Here is a 1439-nt window from a genome sequence, read left to right as displayed (position 1 = left end):
GAGAGTGTCTAATGGTTTGTGTGTGAGGGTGAAAACCACCTAGGAGATAAACCAGAATGACTACCGTGAAACAAGACCCTGAAGACAAGCAGCGTATCGATGCCATCGAGAAGAAACTCCTGGCTAACCCGCAAATGGCCGAGCTGATCGGCGAGCTAGCCACGTCTACTACTAACGCTAACGACCTGGTACGCGGCATGCTCCAAGCCTCGATCACGCGTGGCCTTCAAGCCGAGATGGATGCCCATTTAGGCTACGCACACTCAGACCGTAAAGCCAAAGCCGAAGCCGGCGCCGAGAGCATGGGGAACTACCGTAACGGTAGCTACCCGAAAACCGTGGCCACGAACTACGGGATGATCACCGTGGATATTCCCCGTGACAGGGCCGGCACGTTCCGCCCGACCATGGTCCCTAAAGGCGCGCGGCGCCTGACAGACGTGGATGACATGATCGTGAGCTTGTATGCCGGCGGGATGAGCGTACGCGATATCCACCACCACCTAGCCACCTCCCTGCGCCTAGAGGTATCCCCGGAGACGATCAGCGCAATCACTGACGCGGTCCTTGACGAAGTACTCACCTGGCAAAACCGCCAGTTAGACGAGTTTTATCCCGTGATTTTCCTTGACGCGATCCGGATCAAAGTACGCGATGGAGGACGCGTGGTAGGCAAGAGTGCCTATATGGCTATCGGCGTGAACATGGACGGCGTCAAACACGTTTTGGGCTTGTGGATCGCCCGTGAGGAAGGCGCTTCTTTCTGGGCGAGTGTGTGTGCCCAACTGGCTAACCGGGGCGTGAAAGACGTGTTTATCGTGTGTTGTGACGGTCTGAAAGGCTTACCTCAAGCGGTGGAGGCTACCTGGCCGGACTCGATGGTACAGACCTGTATCGTGCATTTGATTCGGGCAGCGAATCGGTGGGTGAACTACCAGGACCGTAAGGCCGTATCGGCGGCGTTGCGTGCCGTGTATACGGCACCAAGCGAGGAAGCCGCTAGGTGTGCTTTAGAAGAGTTCGCGGTAAGTGACCTTGGGTTGAAGTATCCCCAATCAGTGAAGGTCTGGAGGGACGCGTGGGAGCGTTTCACGCCTTTCTTGGGCTTCCCGCCGGCAGCGCGCAAGGTTATTTACACGACGAATGCTATCGAGTCGTTTAACAGCCAGTTGCGTAAGGCTACGCGTAACCGGCGTCAGTTCCCGAACGACGAGGCGGCGATCAAGGCGTTGTGGTTGATGATTTGTCATATTGAGGATCGGCGGGCTGCCAAGCTTGCGAAGGAATCGAGGAAAGGGAGTGTGGATGTAGGCCATTATGTTGAGGGTGCTCGGGTCCAGGGCTGGAAAACTGCTATTAACCAGATGTCCGTGGCCTACCCTGACCGGTTTAATAAGTATTTATAAACAATGCTCACACACAAACAACTTGACACACTC

Annotated in this window: 1 protein-coding gene; it reads left to right on the top strand. The window is 55.7% G+C overall.

All coding sequences use genetic code 11. The features are described 5' to 3' along the window. Positions 1-56 precede the first annotated feature (56 nt). A complete protein-coding gene (locus ACRQHG_RS09345) occupies positions 57-1406 on the top strand; it encodes an IS256 family transposase (protein WP_087070464.1) in 1350 nt (449 codons plus the stop codon). Positions 1407-1439 lie beyond the last annotated feature (33 nt).

This window comes from Actinotignum vesiculae (assembly GCF_051267215.1).
Classification (GTDB): Bacteria; Actinomycetota; Actinomycetes; order Actinomycetales; family Actinomycetaceae; genus Actinotignum; species Actinotignum schaalii.
The sequence above is the reverse complement of the archived record's forward strand: the minus strand, read 5'-3'. Positions and strand labels throughout refer to the sequence as shown.

Bases quoted from the DNA above. Each gene is read 5' to 3' on its own strand.
- ACRQHG_RS09345 (WP_087070464.1), top strand. From the start codon at position 57: ATGACTACCGTGAAACAAGACCCTGAAGACAAGCAGCGTATCGATGCC.